The following is a 17,503-nucleotide window of genomic DNA, read 5'->3' as shown; positions in this document are numbered from 1 at the left end:
CTCATCCCGGTCTCCTTGCGGAGCCTGAATCAGATCGCGACGCTCACATCAATGGGTCCTGACCCTAGAACGCCGTTATAGAGAAGGGTCATCCCTGGACGGCGAACTCCCGGGACATCCGCACCGGCGCCTGCGGATAGGAGCGCATCCGGTACGACGAAAACGCTGCTGGTGGTTCCCCCATCGACGTGCATTTCCGTGAATGGCTCAGCGCCGCTATGCACCGCCACCTCGACCGGAGGAAACACGCCCGGGATGCTGGCGGACGCGAGCAATATACTCCGGATGAGCTCGACCTTGTCAGCAGCGCGACTGGCGGCGATTTCGCCAACGTCCCAGACGACGCCGCGCTGAGCATCGAGGTTGGTTGTCAGGACCAGCAGACGACGGCCCGCGCGGTGCTGAACAGCGATACGGTCCACGATGTCCGCAGTCACATGGCGAGCGATCAGCCGACGAAGCGGCTGGGTGCTGGCAAAGCTCGGGCCTCCCAAGGCGCCCCGGACGGGGGTTCGACGAAAGATGTCGTTCGCTTCGATGCCGGTGTAGAGCGCGCGAAGGGTCGCGTCTTCATCCGAGCCAAGAAACGCAAATGGCGCAATCAAAGCTCCGGTGCTGACCCCCGTCACGAGCGCGAAGGTTGGTCGTGAGCCGCGTGCGCTCCAGCCATTGAGATAGCCTGCGGCGAAAGCGCCTTTATCCGAGCCGCTCGATATCGCGAGCATCTCGAACGACTGGTCCCCTTCTGCCGGCCTATCTGCAAGCCAGCGCTGTCGCCAGTTCAACCACGCGGCCGGCGAAGCATCTGCCCAAAAGCGGATCGGCTCGGTATAGCCAGGCACTACGGCGACTGCCTGCATGCCTGCGGTTGCCGGCAGCCGCGAGGGTGTCGCACAGCCGCCGAGCGTTGCCGCGACCAATGCGACCGCGACTGAGGCTTGTGCGGCCCTCAATCCATCTTCTCGTGGAAGGCACAGAGCTCCGGCACGATCTGGCTGCGGAACTTCGAGCCGCTGAACAGACCATAATGACCCGTCTCTTCCAGGACCAGATGGCGTTTGCTCGACTCCGGAAGCTTGGTCGTCAGCTCGAGTAGGGCGCGCGTTTGGCCCAGGCCGGTGATGTCATCCCGACCGCCCTCGATCGCCAAAATCGGGGTCTTCTCGATAGAGTCCAAAGAGACAGGCGTGCCCCGAAATGCGAACGTCCCGTTTGCGAGCGCGTTTTGCTTGAAAACTCGATGGACCGTCTGGAGGTAGAACTCGGCAGTGAGATCCATCGTGCTGAGGAACTCCCCGTAGAAGCTGTCGATCTTATCGGCAGCCTCGTAGTCGCCGTCGGCGAAATGATCGATCGCGGCGCGCGCGGACTTTTGATGGCGTTCCGGGTTCATGGCGACGAACGCCGTCAACTGCAGATACCCTGGATACACAGCACGGTGTGCTCCCGGAAACCGCGCCGGGACGGTGGTGATGAGCGTGTCGGCGAACCAGCCGTCGTCATGGCCTGCAGCGAGCTGATTCACCTGGGTCGGCGAGCGCGACACGTCGATGACTGTGTGCGTCGAAGTGTCAGAGCAGGCGGTTCAAACCCCAGCGCCTGCGCTGCGGCAATCCAGGGCGGCTTCACGTTGCGATCGTCGAGCGCACGCGCCATTGCACCGAGTTGTGTGGACGGAAGACGCCAGGCCTGCCGCCATCCATCGACCCAGTCATAGCTGTTCATGAAGTTAGGGTAGGCCATATCCGCAATCCCTATTTTTGAGGTTCTCTCGCTTGACGTCCGATCAGCGTCTGGGCGGCCTGCGCGAGCACCAATTCCTCGTCCGTTCGCAGACGGATCAGCTCGAATGACGGAAGGTGATGGAGGCGTGCGGCGACTGCATCGCCGATCGCGATGTCGTTGCTGCCGACGCCACCCGTAAATACCAAGGCCTGCATTCCGCCGAGCGAGACGCCGAGCGCTGCCGCCGCCTCGGCGATCCGCAGCACCCAATAGTCGACGGCGAATGCCGCCGCCTCGGTATCGGTCGCGCGGATCGTCCTGAGGTCTCCGTCGGTGCCGGATAGCGAGGCGAGACCGCTTTTATGGTAAAGAAGGTCTTCCACCACTTCGACGCCGGCGTCCTTGACGAGGTCGAGGATGACACCGGGATCGATCGCGCCGCTCCGGGTCTTCATCGGTACGCCATCCAGTGCGGTCATCCCCATCGTTGTGGCGACGCTCCGTCCATGGTGAAGCGCGCACAGGCTCGAACCGCCGCCGAGATGGGCAACGACGACGCGTTCGAGCTCCGGCCGTTCGGCGGACAAACGAGCCGCGATCGACTGGTACGAGAGGCCGTGGAAACCGTATCGGCGGTAACCAAGCTTTCGCAAGCCTTCGTAGAGCGGCAGCTCATAGTTGAGAGGCGATATGGACGCGTGAAATGCGGTGTCGAAGCAGCCAATTTGGAGGGTGTCTGGCTGTGCGATGCCAAGCGACTGCGCGATATCGAGCGCCGGTCCTTGATGCTGGGGAGCGTACCGGGTGAGATCGCGCAGACGGCCGATCTTCACGTCGTCGAGTATTGTGGGCTCGCTGAAGTCGGCACCGCCGTGAACGATCCTGTGGGCGACGACAGCAATCTCGACGCTCGGAATGTCGATCGCGGCCTGATCGAGGATCCTCGAGGCCACCTCCTCCAGCCCACCGTTGACTGTTTCACCAGGCCCTACGATGTCCAATCGCCAGCCGTCGCGCTCGGCGGTCGCCTGGCTGCTCCAGAGCACTTGCGTCGGCGCGTCCAGCAGGCGAAGGCTGGCTTTGAGGCTGGTGGAGCCTGCGTTGAGGGTCAGGATGGCGGGCGTCACATTGCCACTCCTGCTCTGCTCGCGAGCACGGCCAGGGCGCAGGACATAAGGCGCGACCGCGCTCCGTCCGCACGGCTGGTGAGCGCGATGGGCAGGCGAGCCCCGACAACGATTCCGGCGGACTGAGCGTCACCGAGGAAGGTCAGCTGCTTGGCCAGCATGTTGCCGGCCTCCAGATTAGGGACGAGCAAGATGTCGGGGTCCCCGGCCACGGCCGAGAGGATGCCCTTCTCTTGCGCCGCCGCCGCAGAGATCGCGTTATCGAATGCGAGTGGGCCGTCGACGAGGCAACGACCGAGTTGTCCGCGCTCGGCCATCTTGGCGAGGGCGGCAGCGTCGACGGTCGCCACCATATCGGGGGAAACCGTTTCGACAGCAGCCAGTGCCGCCAGCTTGGGAGGATCGCCACCGAGTTCGAGGGAGACGAACAAGTCGATCGCGTTGCGAGCGATGTCGGCTTTCTGCGCGAGGGTCGGCGCGATGTTGATCGCGCCGTCCGTCACCATGAACAGCTTGTGATAGTCGGGATCGTCGAAGATGAAGACGTGGCTGAGGCGCCGAGCGCTGCGAACCTTCGGATTGGCGAGGACGGCATGCAGCAACTCGTCGGTATGGAGGGCCCCCTTCATCAGGGCTTGCACCTGGCCCTCTGCCACCAATAAGCCGGCGCGTTCGGCGGCTTCGTGGCTATGCTCGGTCGGGACTGTCGCCCAGCCGTTCAGATCGATGCCAGCTTCCTCTGCGGCGACATTGATCTTCCTCTCGGGTCCAACGAGAACCGGCTCGATCAGACCCGCGTCGCGTGCCTCCGCCGCGGCACGCAGGACGACTTCCGTGGTGGGGTGGACGATCGCCATCCTGATCGCGCCGCGACCGCGCGCGCGCTCCAGCAGCGTATCGAAACGCTCACCGGCCGGCATTGGGTCGATCCGAGGCTGTATAGGCAGCGAGGTCAGTCGCCGTCTGCCACCCCCCGCCGGGCGGTTGAACCACTCGGAAGATACACGCCCAACGCGCTCACCGCGCGATACATCCACCTTGTAGCCACCCCGCAGGTTGGAGCGGGCGTCCAGAACTTTGATATCGGTCATCGGTCATCTCCGCGACGGGCTGGCCGGGAGACTCTCTCTCGACCCTCAACCCGTCACGGCGACGGCCGCCGCCCTCTCGCTCTCGAGGCGTTGCGGGGTGTCCCCGCAGAAGGGGTCGGCCGAGACGACAGGCTCGGCCGAAGGGGAAGGCTTTCCCCCCTTTCGGCCTCGCGCCAACAGTGCCTGGTACGATACCAAGCGAGAAAGTGAAAGGCGTTTCATAAACATAAAAAGTCCTTGTCAAAGAATGTGAAGACCTTTATATGCGTGAGGGCTTTTGAGGAGATTTTCCATGCTAAAAACCAAGACTATCGCTGATGCGCGGGACGAGGAGCGCGCGATGCTGGAGCAGCTCAATGACTCGATCGATGAAGCGCGGAAGGTAGCCGATAAGCTCTGGAAGCTCCACGAGGAGCGGCATGGTGCGGAGGGCAGCTATCTCGACGACGAGGGAAAATTCACGACGTCAGGAGAGCGGCGCCTCCATCGCTTCTTCGAGGAAGGCGCGAAGAACAGCGAGATCGCTCGCTTCTTCGAGGTCACGGACTCGGCGATCTCGTACCGGCGGAAGCAGTACAATCAAAAAGCCGCTTGAAGGCAGGGTGTCACAATTTGCATATGCCGGGCGGGCGGGGTCCGCCCGGCCAGTGGTGTCGTGTTCGGATCGACGACAGGCGTAAGTCGATCGTCCTGCCCTGTGTTCAGGCCGTGCGGAGCTCGCGCCAGATGACCGAGCTGCCATACGAAGGGGGGCCGAAGAAGCTCGACGATGCTGGCCGACGAAGGCACAGATCGACATCCTCGCTACAGCTCGGCGAAAATGATTCGAGGCTCGACTTGCCTGATGTGATCTCAAGACCTTCTCCCGCGTACGACCCGGACTCCGAGGTGAAGACCGCGGAAGCGTTGGATCGGCTCTCGGGAGATTGGACGATCATTCATTCGGTAGCTTGGCAGGGCCGCCGACGGGAACGCGAGGGCGACGGCGAAGCCGACTTCGTTCTGCTTCATCCACAGTACGGCGCAGTCGTTCTGGAGGCGAAGGGAGGCGACATACGCCTCGACGCGGGGCATTGGACGACGACCGACAGGTTCGGCAACACGAGCGATATCGATCCGTTTGAGCAAGCGGTCGCGTCGAAGACGGCTTTGTACAAGTTTCTCAAAGCGCGGCTCGGCAAGGCCGTGCCGACCTGCCACGCGGTGGTCTTCCCGTTTCTCCGGCGGCTTCCCGAACTCGGGCCGGCGGCCCCTCGTGCCATCGTGCTGGGTGGCGAGGACCTCGACGACATCGACTCTGCGATCCAACGCCTGGTCTTGCACTGGAAGGTCAAGGCGAACCTCACCGCAAGCGAGATCCGGTCCGCGGTTTCGCTGCTCGCGCCGACGGTCTCCGTCGGCCGACGCTTATCGGATCGAGCCTACGAGGCGAGCGCGAAGTTGATCCGTCTCACCGACGATCAGATCCGGGGCTTCCGCAGCACCAGGAACTTTCGACGGCTTCTAACTACCGGCGGCCCGGGAACGGGTAAGACCGTGCTTGCGATCGAGAAGGCCCGACAATGTGTCGAACGCGGCGATAGGACGATTCTGCTCTGCTACAACGAACTGCTCGGCGCCGAGTTAAAGCGTGCGGGAGCGGCGGAGGGTTTTCTCGGTACGACTTTTCATGCCTTCTGTTTCGCACAAGCTCAAGGGGCGGGATTGACGGTGCCGGCGGCGCCCAGCCCCGAATGGTGGTCGACCGAAGCGCCTCTTCTGCTTCTCGAGGCAGCGAGTGCACTTGCGACGAAGTTCGACGCGATCATCATCGATGAAGGGCAGGACTTCCCCGATGATTGGCTCGAGATTCTCGAGCAGCTCGGCGATGCGGACGATGTCTTCTTCTACGTGTTCGCCGACGTCGAACAGGATCTGTGGGGGCGGCTCGCGGACCGACTTTCGCGACTTCCGCATGTCGTCTTGGACACCAATTGTCGGAACACCTTCCAAATCGCACGGCGGGTCGGCGACATCGTCAGACGACCGGCATCCGACAAGCTCGTCGAAGGACCCGAGCCGGTGTGGATCGACCTCTCGGATGAACGGCGTGCAGCGACCGCCGTCGTCGGTCAGGTGGCGAAGCTGCTGGACGAGGGCTTCGACGAACGCGAGCTGGTCGTGCTCGTCGAGGACGCGAGGCTCGTACGTGAGCTCCGCTCCATGACAGTCGGGACGGCATGTTTCTCAGCTCTGGGAGAGGTAGGAGTCGCGGTCGATACGATTGCCCGGTTCAAGGGACTGGAAGCCCAAGCAGTCGTCCTCTGTCTCGGAAAGAGCGGCGAGCATGTCCCCGACAAGCTGGCGTATGTCGGAATGAGCCGTGCAAAAACCGTTCTACGGATTATCGCTCCTCCCCAGCGCAAGCGCGCGCTGAACTGGGCTTAGTTCGAAAAATATCCCTGCGAGCCGAACATGACCTTCCGATCCAGGGCGGTATTGAACATGCGACACGAGGGCTCGCCAAGGTGGAGACATACGGCACATGCCGCTCCGCCCGGGTTCGCCGCGCAGCCCGGGTCGAGGGCGCAGCGAGACTCGTCGTGCACCACGCGCGTCATCAGCTCGTGGAGATCGTTCTCGTAGAGTGCTTGAAGGCCTCCGAGGACGAAGCCTCCCCTCGGCACTGCGTACATGATGAACGAAAGCGTCGCGGGGAAAAGCAGTTCCGACAACGCATTCCGGTCGATGCCGGCAAAGAACGCGGAGTGGCGGACCGTTCTGTGCGAGATGCTGTGGACCAGGATCGTCACATCACGCGTGATCGGTGATGCATCGGGATCGGGCCCAACGGCGCGCAGGATCGCCTCGTAAGCCGATCTCGAGTCGGTTGCAGGCTCCAGTGCGTGACCACGCCGGTTCAGCCAGTCGCGCACTGCTCGCGGATCGAGGCGGAAGAGCAGCGCTTCGGTCGCGCCAAGGTCGCCGTTGACCACGAACGCGGTCTTGTCCTTGAAGACCCTCAGCCGCGATTGTCCTGGATCCTGATTTCCCCTGGTATATCCGAAGTGCCCGGTGAGGATCGGGAAGCGGTCGATCAAGTCGACCCGCTCGACCTTGGCGCTCGCCAGCGCCGCCGGATAGACCCGACCGAAGCGGTCTTTGAGGGACGCAGGTGCGCGCGCGAGCATCTGAGCGACGGTGAGACGGGACTCCGACGTTGCCAGCGCTAGCTGACCTGCTTCCAAGCGTGCGCGCTCCGCTACGGCGGGTGGGCACACCACTTCCTGCGGTGCCTTCTCCTCGACGCCCGCGGCTGTCAGCGCGGCCGCGATACGGCTCTCCGATAGCCCCATGCGTTCGAATTCCCGTCGGATGGCGACCGCTTCGCCGCCGTCCAAACGGTCGACCCATTCGGCGTTCATCGCATCGGCGACCCAAGTCAACGCCGCTCGGTCGCCTCCGGCGTCGGCGAGACGACGCGCCTGTGCTTTCGAAGCCGGGTTGATGAGCACGACCGCCCTGGGTGCATAGACTGCAGCGGCGCGGTGGACGTTGAACTCCATCAGCTCGCCCTTGGGGCGTGAGCCCGTCTGGCCGCAGCGACACTTGGTGTAGAGAAACGCGGAGGTCAGTTGAGCGCTACAGATCGGGCATGAAAGCCTGATCTCGGTGGGGTTGGCCGTGCCCGGAAGGCGCATGCGAACCTGACCGTGCTGGGGGCAGGCGGGGTAGAACGGTTCGCGGATTTCGCCACAAGCATCGTGGAACAGCACGAACGGCAGTTGGCCGTGACGGGCCTTCGTGCCGCAGGGACAAGAAGCGCCGGGCGTGTCGTGCAGCCTTCCGCATCCCTCGCTCTTGCATCGCCACTTCTTCGGGAATGCCTCGACCGTCACGCCGCGATCGCGGTCGAGGGAATGAACTCGCACGTCGGCGCCGGAGCGCATCGCCCGGACGAAGTTGCCGTCCAGACCCGTCGCCTCCCAAGGGGCGGCGGCCGTGATGAGAGCGCGGCGCAAGGCGTCGGCATCGACGTCGAGTATCTGGTTGACGTGCCACCGTGCCACTTTCCAGACGCCACCACGCACGTCGACGGTCTGCTCCGGCAAGAAGCCGAAAAGAATCTGCGATGCGCTCCTGCTATCCTTCACGACGGATCACGCCCCCATACCTCGACCTGTTCTTCGACATCTCTCAGTGACATCATCGGCCCACCATGAAGGCCGAGTTCATTCCCGAACCGTCCGGCATTCGCTGGGTCGAGCACCTCGGTCATGAGGTGCCGATACCAGTTCTTCACCTCCTGTCGCAGGAGCGGAGTCCGATCGTCGTCAAAGCGGAGCGCGGCGCAGATCGCATCGACCTCGGCTTCCTCGAAGTCGGGTCGGGATGCGAGGTAATCTCGTAGCTTCCGGGTGAGGGCCAAGCTGGTCCCCGCCTCCGGCTCGTGCATCATCAAGACCCGGCCGAACGCCAAGCCTGCGAGGGTGCGCTCAAGCACACGCCGGCTGCTGTTCGTGATCGGGATCGGCTCGACGAAGCGATCGCCTTGGTCCACGAACTGACGGAACGTACGATAGACGCTGGCGTCCCGCTCACGGCCGATCTTGTGGACCACGAAGACCAGCGATGGCCAGGTACGGCCCACGCGCGCCGTTGCCTGGATGAACTCGGCGGTGGTGAGCGGGAGGCCGAGCATGACCATCACGTTCAATCGGTCGATGTCGACACCGTGCGACATCATTGAGGAGCCGACGACGACGTGGGTGCGATCGGCGAAGTCGGCCGCGGGTTGCTCCAACTCGTCGAGCATTCCTGAAACGTCGGTGAAGACGGTTCGACCCGTCAGCGATGCCACCCTCGGTCGTGGCGGGGGTACGTCTTCCCACTGCGTCTCGCCGGAACGGACGACCGCGTCTAGGTCGCGCAAGGTGTTACCGTAGACGACATCGGTACCGTAGAAGCTGATCAACCAGTCGATGTGCTTGGGATCGACGCCGATGTCGGCCGCCGATTTCTCCGGATCGGCGGCGAGTTCCCGTATCGCGCGCTGCAGCGAGACGATCATTCGATCAAGGGCATATTCGATCGTCTGGCCCCTCGGTGCGACGGCCAAGTACCGGCGCATCGACTGCTCGCCCTTGCCCGACCAGAAGCCCTCACCCACCTTGGGTTCCGGGTGAGGGAACACGCGAGCCGTTCGGCCGTACAGGACATCGCTCTGTCGCTCGTACCCGCTGAGCGTCGCCGACGATGCAAGGATCTTGGGCCGTCGGCCGGACAATCTTTGCTGTAGGTCGTCGTAGAGTGCCTCGTAATGGGCATCCACCGCACCGAGACTATCGCGCAGCAGATGCAGTTCGTCCTGAAGCCGAAAGCCCACGCCGTAGCGGTTCTTGGCCATCGGTAGAGGACCGCGCGGCGATGTGCAGCCCGGTACGAGACACCCGTGAGGACGATTGGCGCGCGTGGCGTAGGTGTGGCCATGGCCCGGTCGGGGGCAGAAGCCGGACGGCTCGGCGATCATCCCGCGCATGCTCGCCTGCATCGAAATGCCCGCAGCCTTATCCAGGGTGCCAACAACGACGGTCGGGAGCACGCGCCAGACCTCCGTATCGACCACGTGGATGGGAAGGGGTTGGTCGCTTCCCCAAGGGCACGATGGAGAACGGCAAATGTGGTCGACACGCCAGAGCGCCCAATCGAACCGCATCTCGATGTCGCCATTGCGACAGAATGGGCAGACTTTCAGCATGCGCAGTTTGTCGGGCATCGTCGGGTCGTCGGGATCCCAGGGACTTTTTTCCTTGACCTCGTTAGGGGTCGCGCCCCCGCCGACCAGAAAGCCGAGCGAGAATGGATCGCCCTCGAGGTTCAGCGCCTGCCGGACGCGTTCCGCACCGGCCAGTGCGTTGGCGAAACGCTGGGTCTGCTGCAGCGAGAGGAGCCTGAGCGGGAAGCGGGACCAAGCCGTGATTCCGGTGCTCTTGCCGGTCAGCCGATCGTAGAACGCAGCCGTGAGGATGATGCCGAGATAGGTCTCGGTCTTGCCCCCTCCGGTCGAGAACCAAACGATGTCGGCAACATCCTGATCGTCGCCGACGCACGACGGGAGGTTCGCCAGCATGAAGCCGATCTGGAACGGGCGCCAGCTGTCGTACTTGCCATTGGCGGAGTGACTCATTGCGGCGTTCATTGCTTGGAAGGCGCGGGCAAGGAGCGCGTTCCCTTTCAACAAGTCGATCCCCGCTGCGATGCGGTCGCACTCGGCCCGGAAGCTCCGAGCTTCGGCCTGAACCTCGTTTTCGAGTGTCTCAGACCAACTCGGGGCGGAGCGTCGGATGGTCTCGATGGCCCAGGCCTCCTTACCCCAGGTGTCCAGCTCCGCGTGCAGCCGCTCCAGTTGAGGTATGGGGTCGGAAGATAGGGTCTGGAAACTTAGATCCGGCTGCTCGGCAGGCACCGTCCAATAGACAGGTCGCTTCTTCTCGAATTCGGGTAGGTCGGTCGTGACGAACCCGTCGCCGACGCGCTCGACGCCGGAGTTCAGGCCCCAGGCGGCGACGCGACGATCGTAGCGGAAGCTGTCCGGTAGCTCCTCAAGCAGATACTCGTGCGTGGCGAGGTTCCGAACCTGCAAGCTGCACTCGAACAACCGACCCTTCGCGTGCGCGCCGGCGTTCTTGTGGTCGGGGTCGGAGTCGTTGACGAGTTCGATCGAGAGCTCGCGCTTTCCATCGGGGGTGCGAGAGAGCTCGGTGCGGATCGTCGCCGCCAGTCCCGAGCCGGGCGCGACCGCGTCAATGGCGTCGGACAAAGCAGCCCGTCCCCATTCGGCCGATCCCTCCTTGTCGGGTAGCTCGACTGGGACTTCGACGTGGATGCGTGGCGGCTTCTGCCACTGCTGACCGACACGGCGCCAGACGACGAATGACGCGATGGCTGTGAAGGTAACTCGCTCCCGAGCAGGCAACACTCTCAGTCCTAGCGCGCACGGCTCCAGACGCTCGGCACGTTCGCCGAGCGTCGAGTTCATGATCTCGACCAGCGGCGCGAGGCGCCCCAACCAGTAGGAGCCACGAGGATCGACGTCGATCTGGGTCACTCCGCTCCCGCGAGCATCGTTCGTGACCCGGTCAGCCAGCCACGATACGAATCGATCGGCCGCCTGGTAGCGTTCGGCGTGTTCCGAGTCCGTCAAAACGAGTTTCCTCTCAGCCCCTTGGCGATTGCCCGCTTCTCCAGTTTGTCGAGGGTTTTCGCCTCGACCTGGCGGATACGCTCCCGCGTGACCTCATAGCGGTCACCGATCTCCTGCAGGGTTTCGTCCGGGCCGTCGAACCCGAAACGGCGTTTGACGATGTCACGAGCCCGCTCGTCCTGGATATCGTCGACCAAGCTACGGACGGCGGCTCTGATGTCGAGGAGTTCGACTGCTTCGTCGGGCCGGTCCGCGGTATCCGCCATCAGGTCGCCGAGCGTCGATCCATTGCCGTCGTCCGAGCCCAGCGGAGCATCCAAGGATACGACATTCATCTCCGACAGGAGCGAGATTCGCGCCGTGTAGTCGTCGGTCCAACCGAGGCTCTCGGCGATGAGCTTGACGTGCTCGCGCCTACCTTGGGTCAAGCCCAGCTGACGTTGCGTCCGCCGGAAGCGGTGGATGCTCGCGATGACATGGACGGGCAGCCGGATGACGTTGCCGTCATTGTGGATGCCGCGGGTCACCGCTTGGCGGATCCACCACGTCGCATAGGTGGAGAAGCGGGTGCCCACATCGGGGTCGAACTTTTCGGCCGCTCGCATCAGGCCGATCATGCCGTACTGCACCAAGTCGTCGACATCCATTCGGTATCGGAAGTTGGGCCTCATCACGAGTTTGACCACCAGCCGGATGTTCGACGAGATCAGACGCTCGCGAGCTTCCTTTGCTTTCGCGACCAAGCGTGCCGTGTGGCCATCAAGCGGCATCTCGGAGGTCTGCGTCACGGCGAGCCCGCGCTGGATCGCCTCGCCGAGGCGCTGCTCGTCTTGACGGGACAAGAGCGGCAGCTTCTTCGCCTGATGCATGAGGTGGCTGAGAGCGTCGGCGAACGTCGGCGACGTCGTCGAAGGCGTTGCCGTGGCACCTTCCTCGTGTTCCTGATCCGACTCGTCTTCCTCGTCGATCAACACGCCCGCGGATAGGAGCTCACGTTCTACGACGGCGGCCTGATCAGGCGCTATGCCGTACTTGAGATAGATCTCGTCGACTCTGGATCGGACCAGGGGGGCTTGGGTCCGTTCGCTGTCTCCGAGTAACCTTCGCTTTACTAGTTCGAGAGTCCGTTCCTCCGCCATCACTGCGGATCCGCATCGCAACCGACGCAAGTGCTGGTGAACGGGTCGCGACCCATGTCCGCGATTTCGTTCGAAGAAAAAGAGGATCGACGACTCACGACAACCTAGCCCCCGCTAGCCACCCGAGCGCCCACCTTCCTGTCCGGCTTACTTCATTGCAAGCCACGTCCGCAATTTGTTCTCTAGCGCCCCTGCATCGCGCGTTTCGCATTCCCACACGATGAGGACATCGTACCCCGCAGCACGAAGCTCGCTTTCCTTCCGACTATCGCGCTCGACGTTGCGCTCGAATTTATCGGTCCAGAAGGCTGGCCTTGTCTTCGGCGTACTGGCCTTCCGACAGCCGGGGTGGCGATGCCAGAAGCAGCCATGAACGAAGAGGGCTTTGCGGGGCCCGGGCAGGACGATGTCCGGGGTGCCTGGTAGGTCCCGTCGGTGCAGTCGGAAGCGACGACCCATCCGATGCAGGAGGCGGCGTACGATCAGCTCCGGCTTCGTATCCTTGGGCCCGATCCTAGCCATGAGCCGCGAACGAGCCGGCGAAATGGCGTCATCCGGCGACGATCGCGACGGGGGCTGGTCTTCGACTGGGGACGATATACTGGTGTTCCTCGATAAAGATGTCGAATGCGGCCACGACCTCGCGCAGGTAGGCGGCAACGCGCTCGGCCAACTGGCGCAGTTCGGCGGCACCGTCGTCCTGACCGCAGTCGACGAATGACAACCGCCCATGCGCAAGGCCGTTCCTCAGATCCACGATCAGCGCCATGGCGCCAAGGTCATTCCGGATCTTACGCTTCACCTCACGCTCTACCGCGCGGCTGACGCGCAGATTGAAGCCGATCCGAGTGGCGACCTTCCTGATGGCGATATCGTCCCAGTTGCCGCCGCCCCCCTTTTCGATCTCGAATTCTGCGACCGGGAGCGCCGCAACGAGGTGGTCGCAGAGGGAGATCGCATCCTCGAGCCGTTTGTCGGGCCCGCTCGGAAGGTTGGTGCGAGCCATATGCTTGACCCATTCACTTCGCAGTTCTGCTGTGAGATCACCCGGTGCCCATTCCGCGCGGCTCATCGCCGCCTTGCTGACTGCGTCGAGGCACCGGGTCACCGTCGCCTCGACTAGATTATAGAGCTGAAGGTAGACGCCAGAGTTGAGGATACGCTGCTGTTGGGCGGTGATCGTCGGGCCATTGTCACCCAGCCGCGGCACGCCGGAACGGACGAGCGCTTCGACACCATCGATCAAGTCGAGATATGCGACGATCTCCGCGAAACGTTCTTCGAACCGGTCCGACAGATCGCTCATCAAAGCTGCCCCAACAGGCCTCGCCGGACGTAATCGATGCGACCGAGGAGCTTTGTCCGCGTATTCGCTGCGTCGGAGGTCGTGACCTCGCTGAATTCCTGACTATCGAGCCATGGCTGGGTTTCCGGAACGGCAACGAACAGCCCGGGGTCTTCCTGGAGTGCCTTTTCGCTGCCGATCGCGATGGCTTCGTACCGCGCTCTCGGTGTGCTGTTCGGGTTCGACGGCTTTCGGAAACCCTGGGGAAAGGCGCGTCCAACGAAATCGAGCATGCGCTCGAACCGCTCCCGGTAGGCTGGCGCCAATGCGGGATCTTCCTGAAAACGCTCGTTCATGCGTTTGGTGTAATCGAACAGGAATTGCGAGGGGCGCTCTCGGTAGCCCTCCAGCCCGTCGCCATAGGCGAAGAAGCGCGTGACGAGCTCTTCGCGAATCCGTTCACGTTCCGACTTGCCCGAGACGGGAGCCAGTTCGGCGAAGCGCGGTAGCCGCGAGAGCTCGAGAACCAGGTCCAAGAACGGCCCTCGCAACGCGCCGCGGCGGACCTCGGCTGTGTTCGCGACTTTGCTGCCGGTGTTGATACGCTCGAACATATCGAAACGAGCCTGATCGTCGGCGTGTTCGTTCAGAACGATTCCTCTGATCGACCGGTTCTTGATCTTCCTCTGTCGGGCAGGAGAAAGGTCCAGAAAACGGGTGCCGTTCAGTGACGCCAATTCCTCGAGTTGCTCCAACTCGAAGCCACCCAGAATGTATTCCTGAATGGTACGCAGCCGCTGTGAGCCGTCCACGATTTCGAGCTTACCGTTCTCCATCTCCCAAAAGAATAGGAAGGGTATGGGTAGGCCCATAATCAGGGATTCTAGGAAGCGCGATTTCCGCGCCGGCTCCCAAGTGAACTCCCGCTGATATCCAGGAATCACGAATTCTTCGCGAGCCATCTTTTCTGCGAGCAACTCGACGGAATACTCCGTCATGTAGAAGTCGATCCGACGCGAACGATCGACGATCTCCGCTTCTGCGGATGCAAGCTGTTCACTGCTGACTTGGTGAGGTCGGGGACGTCTAGCCATAAAAGATCCTGCTGCCGACCTCAGCGCAGGTCGAGTTGGCCCTCGAGAGTTGGACGATCGTTATCCAGAGCGTCGATGTGCGCCAGGATCGAACGACCGATCGCCTCGCCGAGTTTGGGCGGGACAGCGTTGCCGATCAGGGTGCCAAGTCGCTCGAATGTGACGTCGTCCTCCTCGCCCAGGAAGCTGTATTCTCGCGGAAATGATTGAAGGATCGCAGCCTCTCTGAGGCTGATCGCCCGGTCCTGTTCGGGATGGCCGAAACGGCCATTGCCGAATCCATAGCATTGCGTCGTCATGGTCGGCGCGGGCTTGTCCCATTCCATCCGACCATAGACCGACGGATAGGTCTTACCCGTGATCTTGCGATGGCATGGTGCGCGCAGGTCTTCCGGCCAATCGCGCCAAGTGCCCCCAGGCCGCGACGCTCGAATACGTTCGAGATTGCGAGCGGTCAGGGAGGCGCTTGCGTGAAGCCGATCGATCGGAGCCGATGAGCCAGCCTCGATCGGCGGCAAGTTCTCGATGACGTCTCGAACCGTGAGTTTCAAAACGCCTTCCACCGGCCTTAGCTCTATGGGGCCGAGAAGGGATGCAAGCAGTACGAGGCGGCGTCGGCTCTGCGGGACTCCGAACTCGTCGCAAGAAACCTCTCTCCAAGAAACGTGGTACTTGGCCTTCTCCAGGGCTGCGGTGAACCTCTTCCATACGGCTTGGGTGGCCAGCCCGGGGACGTTTTCCATCGTGACGATTTCGGGCTTTACCGCGAGCGCTAGCCGTTGGAACTGCTTCAGCAGGGTCCATCGGCGATCGACGGACTTTCGGCTTTGCGAGTAGGTGGAGAACGGTTGACATGGTGCGCAGCCCGCGAGCACGCGAACTTGCGCGTCACCGAACCAGCGCCTGAGCTCTGCCGGTTTCAGCTCGGAGATGTCCTTGAGGGCGAACTCCGCGCCAGTGTTCTTTTCGATCGGATAGCGACAGCTTGGGTCTAGATCGACCCCAGCCTTGACAGTGAGACCTGCCGCCTGCAGGCCATACGCCAAGCCTCCAGCGCCACAAAACAGGTCCACGACGGCGGTCGATCGCCCGTTAGCCTCAATATGGAGCGCAGTTTCGCCATTCATACGCTACGAATAGACGAAGCTGAGGCGTTTTGCCTAGCCGAAATGCGCCCGAAAGGCCAGCCCTAACGAGTTCCCCACATTGGTCCGCTTCGGATGAAGGGCTACCACGATCTGGCACCAAACGACAGGGCGACGGAACCGTCCGGCGGCCGGAAAATCTCGCTATTATGCACTGAAGCAGCCTGGTCCGTGGAGCAAGCGGGAGCGCGCACATGCCGTTCTTCGGAACACAAAAGATTTGGGGAACAGCGACTCAAGAGGAGCGCTCTGACCGACCTCCACGGCCAGTGCGGACCGGATATCGGCGGATGGCGAAGCCCGATCGCGCCCTCGTATCGGTCTCGAACATCAGAACCATGCCACCGGGCAGCAGCGGTCCATTCGGAAGGTTGAACCCATTCGCTTCGCCGATGGCTTGACGAACATTCCGCTCCGGCTCGGCCAGCATAAGGTACGCTTGCTCCAGGCGGGCGCCCGGGAAAGAGGCTGGCTGGTCGTAACCCTGCATCCTTCCGAAGGTCTGAAGGACTTCGTCGCTCAGGAAATAGAGCTCGTCGTTCATCAGTCCGCGATCGACGGCGTCATCGACGAGTATGCTGTAGAGCCGTTCCATGAGCCGCAGCTTCTCGCCGCCTTGTGCATCGACCGGTAGCGAGAGATCCGGTCGCCCATTGAAGCCCTGATGAACCTCCTTGTGACAGTCGCGGCAGAGCGTCAGGCCGTTGCCGGTCTCGAACTCTGCTCCCGTGAACATGCATTTCCGCGAGATGTGGTGCGCGGACAGGCCCTTACGCGAATGACAATCGACGCAACGGTGCCCATCACGCTCGCGGATGAATTCGCTCCACCGGCGCAGGCACGTCACCCGCGAACGCTTCTGGGCGACTGCGTTCCGCAGTTTCGACAGCTTCGTCCAGATCAGATCGGTCTGCTGAACGGCGCGCTCCGGATCGATCAATCCCATTGCACCTCCGTCGCCAGGTATTCGGCCCAGACCGAGCGCACGCGAAGGCCGCCATGCTGCTGGACGGCGTATCTGTAAGCGCCGTCCTGAACGACGACCCAGTCACCCAGCATGTCCTCGCCCGTAACCACTCGCGTCATCATCCGGCTACCGACTTCCGGCCAAGCGGAGAGGCCGCCCAGGCCATCTGATCCCTCGAAGCTGTCGCGTTCAGAAACGCTCATGCTCTCGAGCGGCCGCGCCCAAACGTGAGCTGGCTCATCCAGTATGGGCTCCCCGTACTCGAAATAGGCATGGCCACGCGCATTCTTCAAAATCACCCGGTCGATGCGGCTCATATCGGGCCGCCAGAGCAAGCGCGTCTCCCCAGCATGTGTCGTGTATTCGGTCCGTGACTTGTCGATCATTGCACGAAGGGCAGGACTCGCACTGAGCGCCCGGGCCGCGCTTGGATTGTTCTGAGCCTCGGGATCCGACGAACCGGCAAGCACACAGCTGATGAAGGTCACCGCATACTGCTCGTCCCGTGAGAAGCCGTTGTTACACTCGCGACAGATCGTCACCACAGGCAGGTGGTGCGGACGCGGTTTGCTGAGCAGACTTTTCGTAGGGACATGATCCTCGTTCGTTTCACATTCTGCGAGCGACCGCGTGCAATGGATGCACCAAGCCTTCTGCCGTTCGTCGACAAACTCCTCAATCCGCTCCACTTCGCCTCCATCGGCGCCTCTCAGGCGATCTCCGATGATTGCGCGCCTGTGTATGGTA

At 62.6% G+C, this 17,503-nt stretch carries 15 protein-coding genes; 2 read left to right on the top strand and 13 right to left on the bottom strand.

The genetic code is table 11. The annotated features are described in order from the left end of the window. Positions 1–29 precede the first annotated feature (29 nt). The 4 genes from ABDZ92_RS09330 to ABDZ92_RS09315 all read right to left on the bottom strand — a co-directional run bounded on the left by ABDZ92_RS09330 (position 30) and on the right by ABDZ92_RS09315 (position 3,943). Positions 30–860 carry a patatin-like phospholipase family protein gene (locus ABDZ92_RS09330; protein WP_343762547.1) on the bottom strand — a complete coding sequence of 277 codons (831 nt, stop codon included), beginning with the start codon at positions 858–860 and terminating at the stop codon, positions 30–32. An 89-nt stretch (positions 861–949) separates the two neighbouring features. Continuing rightward, positions 950–1,546, bottom strand: a complete 597-nt coding sequence (locus ABDZ92_RS09325) for a hypothetical protein (RefSeq protein WP_343762544.1) — start codon at positions 1,544–1,546, stop codon at positions 950–952. A gap of 208 nt (positions 1,547–1,754) precedes the next feature. After that, positions 1,755–2,852: an acetate/propionate family kinase gene (locus ABDZ92_RS09320; RefSeq protein WP_066572129.1), complete on the bottom strand. Its 1,098-nt coding sequence runs from the start codon at positions 2,850–2,852 to the stop codon at positions 1,755–1,757. Then, positions 2,849–3,943, bottom strand: coding sequence for a bifunctional enoyl-CoA hydratase/phosphate acetyltransferase (locus tag ABDZ92_RS09315; RefSeq protein WP_343762540.1), 1,095 nt, complete (start codon positions 3,941–3,943; stop codon positions 2,849–2,851). The genes ABDZ92_RS09320 and ABDZ92_RS09315 overlap by 4 nt, the downstream gene beginning before the upstream one ends. Before the next feature lie 292 nt (positions 3,944–4,235). Here ABDZ92_RS09315 and ABDZ92_RS09310 point away from each other — a divergent pair, with 292 nt between their 5' ends. Together ABDZ92_RS09310 and ABDZ92_RS09305 are read left to right on the top strand one after the other, a co-directional pair. Then, a complete protein-coding gene (locus tag ABDZ92_RS09310; protein WP_066572033.1) occupies positions 4,236–4,538 on the top strand; it encodes a hypothetical protein in 303 nt (100 codons plus the stop codon). Positions 4,539–4,669: 131 nt separating this feature from the next. Beyond that, complete coding sequence (locus ABDZ92_RS09305) at positions 4,670–6,370, top strand: nuclease-related domain-containing DEAD/DEAH box helicase (RefSeq protein WP_164519409.1); 1,701 nt, start codon at positions 4,670–4,672, stop codon at positions 6,368–6,370. Here the strand turns inward: ABDZ92_RS09305 and ABDZ92_RS09300 are convergent. From ABDZ92_RS09300 to ABDZ92_RS09260, 9 genes are all read right to left on the bottom strand, one after another. Then, positions 6,367–8,076, bottom strand: coding sequence for a hypothetical protein (locus tag ABDZ92_RS09300; RefSeq protein WP_066572026.1), 1,710 nt, complete (start codon positions 8,074–8,076; stop codon positions 6,367–6,369). The genes ABDZ92_RS09305 and ABDZ92_RS09300 overlap by 4 nt on opposite strands. After that, positions 8,073–11,030 carry a helicase-related protein gene (locus tag ABDZ92_RS09295; protein WP_198585789.1) on the bottom strand — a complete coding sequence of 986 codons (2,958 nt, stop codon included), beginning with the start codon at positions 11,028–11,030 and terminating at the stop codon, positions 8,073–8,075. Before ABDZ92_RS09295 ends, ABDZ92_RS09300 begins: the two co-directional genes overlap by 4 nt. 92 nt (positions 11,031–11,122) lie before the next feature. Continuing rightward, on the bottom strand, positions 11,123–12,100 hold the full coding sequence (locus tag ABDZ92_RS09290; RefSeq protein WP_157926341.1) for a sigma-70 family RNA polymerase sigma factor: 978 nt from the start codon (positions 12,098–12,100) through the stop codon (positions 11,123–11,125). Between the two features lie 312 nt (positions 12,101–12,412). Beyond that, the gene (locus ABDZ92_RS09285) at positions 12,413–12,925 is read right to left on the bottom strand and encodes a very short patch repair endonuclease (RefSeq protein WP_255265756.1); all 513 of its coding nucleotides are present in this window, start codon (positions 12,923–12,925) and stop codon (positions 12,413–12,415) included. Continuing rightward, entirely contained in the window at positions 12,816–13,571 is a 756-nt protein-coding gene (locus ABDZ92_RS09280; RefSeq protein WP_066572018.1) for an MAE_28990/MAE_18760 family HEPN-like nuclease, read from the bottom strand. The genes ABDZ92_RS09285 and ABDZ92_RS09280 overlap by 110 nt, the downstream gene beginning before the upstream one ends. Further along, positions 13,571–14,644: a DUF262 domain-containing protein gene (locus ABDZ92_RS09275; protein ID WP_066572011.1), complete on the bottom strand. Its 1,074-nt coding sequence runs from the start codon at positions 14,642–14,644 to the stop codon at positions 13,571–13,573. Before ABDZ92_RS09275 ends, ABDZ92_RS09280 begins: the two co-directional genes overlap by 1 nt. A 20-nt stretch (positions 14,645–14,664) precedes the next feature. Beyond that, positions 14,665–15,771 carry a DNA cytosine methyltransferase gene (locus tag ABDZ92_RS09270; protein ID WP_066572009.1) on the bottom strand — a complete coding sequence of 369 codons (1,107 nt, stop codon included), beginning with the start codon at positions 15,769–15,771 and terminating at the stop codon, positions 14,665–14,667. A 253-nt stretch (positions 15,772–16,024) separates the two neighbouring features. After that, positions 16,025–16,735 (bottom strand): HNH endonuclease, encoded by a 711-nt coding sequence (locus tag ABDZ92_RS09265; RefSeq protein ID WP_100362759.1) that lies wholly within the window; start codon positions 16,733–16,735, stop codon positions 16,025–16,027. Beyond that, the gene (locus ABDZ92_RS09260) at positions 16,726–17,445 is read right to left on the bottom strand and encodes a hypothetical protein (RefSeq protein WP_066572005.1); all 720 of its coding nucleotides are present in this window, start codon (positions 17,443–17,445) and stop codon (positions 16,726–16,728) included. Before ABDZ92_RS09260 ends, ABDZ92_RS09265 begins: the two co-directional genes overlap by 10 nt. Positions 17,446–17,503: the final 58 nt, after the last annotated feature.

This window comes from Sphingomonas molluscorum (assembly GCF_039522995.1).
Lineage (GTDB): Bacteria > Pseudomonadota > Alphaproteobacteria > Sphingomonadales > Sphingomonadaceae > Sphingomonas > Sphingomonas molluscorum.
The sequence above is the reverse complement of the archived record's forward strand: the minus strand, read 5'-3'. Positions and strand labels throughout refer to the sequence as shown.